The organism is Streptomyces sp. NPDC005303, assembly GCF_040607335.1.
GTDB lineage: Bacteria > Actinomycetota > Actinomycetes > Streptomycetales > Streptomycetaceae > Streptomyces.
Genome location: NZ_JBEXGM010000075.1, coordinates 1,452 through 4,656, shown reverse-complemented (window position 1 = coordinate 4,656; position 3,205 = coordinate 1,452). Strand labels below are relative to the sequence as shown.

Here is a 3,205-nt window from a genome sequence, read left to right as displayed (position 1 = left end):
CTCAGAACTAACACAGTGGACGCGAGCAACTGAGGACAAGCCCTCGGCCTATTAGTACCGGTCACCTCCACCCATTACTGGGCTTCCAGATCCGGCCTATCAACCCAGTCGTCTACTGGGAGCCTTACCCTCTCAAGGAGGTGGGAACACTCATCTCGAAGCAGGCTTCCCGCTTAGATGCTTTCAGCGGTTATCCCTCCCGAACGTAGCCAACCAGCCATGCCCTTGGCAGGACAACTGGCACACCAGAGGTTCGTCCGTCCCGGTCCTCTCGTACTAGGGACAGCCCTTCTCAATGTTCCTGCGCGCGCAGCGGATAGGGACCGAACTGTCTCACGACGTTCTAAACCCAGCTCGCGTACCGCTTTAATGGGCGAACAGCCCAACCCTTGGGACCGACTCCAGCCCCAGGATGCGACGAGCCGACATCGAGGTGCCAAACCATCCCGTCGATATGGACTCTTGGGGAAGATCAGCCTGTTATCCCCGGGGTACCTTTTATCCGTTGAGCGACGGCGCTTCCACAAGCCACCGCCGGATCACTAGTCCCGACTTTCGTCCCTGCTCGACCCGTCGGTCTCACAGTCAAGCTCCCTTGTGCACTTACACTCAACACCTGATTGCCAACCAGGCTGAGGGAACCTTTGGGCGCCTCCGTTACTCTTTAGGAGGCAACCGCCCCAGTTAAACTACCCATCAGACACTGTCCCTGATCCGGATCACGGACCCAGGTTAGACATCCAGCACGACCAGACTGGTATTTCAACGACGACTCCCCCTGAACTGGCGTCCAGAGTTCACAGTCTCCCAGCTATCCTACACAAGCCGAACCGAACACCAATATCAAACTGTAGTAAAGGTCCCGGGGTCTTTCCGTCCTGCTGCGCGAAACGAGCATCTTTACTCGTAGTGCAATTTCACCGGGCCTATGGTTGAGACAGTCGAGAAGTCGTTACGCCATTCGTGCAGGTCGGAACTTACCCGACAAGGAATTTCGCTACCTTAGGATGGTTATAGTTACCACCGCCGTTTACTGGCGCTTAAGTTCTCAGCTTCGCCACACCGAAATGTGACTAACCGGTCCCCTTAACGTTCCAGCACCGGGCAGGCGTCAGTCCGTATACATCGCCTTACGGCTTCGCACGGACCTGTGTTTTTAGTAAACAGTCGCTTCTCGCTGGTCTCTGCGGCCACCCCCAGCTCGAGGAGCAAGTCCTCTCACCAGTGATGGCCCCCCTTCTCCCGAAGTTACGGGGGCATTTTGCCGAGTTCCTTAACCATAGTTCACCCGAACGCCTCGGTATTCTCTACCTGACCACCTGAGTCGGTTTAGGGTACGGGCCGCCATGAAACTCGCTAGAGGCTTTTCTCGACAGCATAGGATCATCCACTTCACCACAATCGGCTCGGCATCAGGTCTCAGCCTTGTGTGCGACGGATTTACCTACCGCACGGCCTACACCCTTACCCCGGGACAACCACCGCCCGGGCTGGACTACCTTCCTGCGTCACCCCATCACTCACCTACTGCAAGTCTGGTTCGCCGGCTCCACCACTCCCCTTTGCCCGAAGGCTCCGGGGCGGCTTCACGGACTTAGCATCGCCTGGTTCGATGTTTGACGCTTCACAGCGGGTACCGGAATATCAACCGGTTATCCATCGACTACGCCTGTCGGCCTCGCCTTAGGTCCCGACTTACCCTGGGCAGATCAGCTTGACCCAGGAACCCTTAGTCAATCGGCGCACACGTTTCCCACGTGTGTATCGCTACTCATGCCTGCATTCTCACTCGTGAACCGTCCACCACTGCCTTCCGGCGCGGCTTCACCCGGCACACGACGCTCCCCTACCCATCACAGCCGCCGTTGGGCGTATTGCTGCAATGACACGACTTCGGCGGTACGCTTGAGCCCCGCTACATTGTCGGCGCGGAATCACTAGACCAGTGAGCTATTACGCACTCTTTCAAGGGTGGCTGCTTCTAAGCCAACCTCCTGGTTGTCTCTGCGACTCCACATCCTTTCCCACTTAGCGTACGCTTAGGGGCCTTAGTCGATGCTCTGGGCTGTTTCCCTCTCGACCATGGAGCTTATCCCCCACAGTCTCACTGCCGCGCTCTCACTTACCGGCATTCGGAGTTTGGCTAAGGTCAGTAACCCGGTAGGGCCCATCGCCTATCCAGTGCTCTACCTCCGGCAAGAAACACACGACGCTGCACCTAAATGCATTTCGGGGAGAACCAGCTATCACGGAGTTTGATTGGCCTTTCACCCCTAACCACAGGTCATCCCCCAGGTTTTCAACCCTGGTGGGTTCGGTCCTCCACGAAGTCTTACCTCCGCTTCAACCTGCCCATGGCTAGATCACTCCGCTTCGGGTCTTGAGCGTGCTACTGAATCGCCCTATTAGGACTCGCTTTCGCTACGGCTACCCCACCCGGGTTAACCTCGCAACACACCGCAAACTCGCAGGCTCATTCTTCAAAAGGCACGCAGTCACGACGCATTGAGTAAACTCAATGCGCGACGCTCCCACGGCTTGTAGGCACACGGTTTCAGGTACTATTTCACTCCGCTCCCGCGGTACTTTTCACCATTCCCTCACGGTACTATCCGCTATCGGTCACCAGGGAATATTTAGGCTTAGCGGGTGGTCCCGCCAGATTCACACGGGATTTCTCGGGCCCCGTGCTACTTGGGTGTCTCTCAAACGAGCCGCTGATGTTTCGACTACGGGGGTCTTACCCTCTACGCCGGACCTTTCGCATGTCCTTCGCCTACATCAACGGTTTCTGACTCGTCTCACAGCCGGCAGACTGTGAAAGAGAGATCCCACAACCCCCACGACGCAACCCCTGCCGGGTCTCACACGTCGTAGGTTTGGCCTCATCCGGTTTCGCTCGCCACTACTCCCGGAATCACGGTTGTTTTCTCTTCCTGCGGGTACTGAGATGTTTCACTTCCCCGCGTTCCCTCCACATACCCTATGTGTTCAGGTATGGGTGACAGCCCATGACGACTGCCGGGTTTCCCCATTCGGAAACCCCCGGATCAAAGCCTGGTTGACGACTCCCCGGGGACTATCGTGGCCTCCCACGTCCTTCATCGGTTCCTGGTGCCAAGGCATCCACCGTGCGCCCTTAAAAACTTGGCCACAGATGCTCGCGTCCACTGTGCAGTTCTCAAACAACGACCAGCCACCCGTC

Annotated in this window: 1 rRNA gene; it reads right to left on the bottom strand. The window is 57.2% G+C overall.

The features are described 5' to 3' along the window. Positions 1-31 precede the first annotated feature (31 nt). Positions 32-3,153: ribosomal RNA gene (locus ABZT93_RS40220) — 23S ribosomal RNA — on the bottom strand. Between the last annotated feature and the right edge of the window lie 52 nt (positions 3,154-3,205).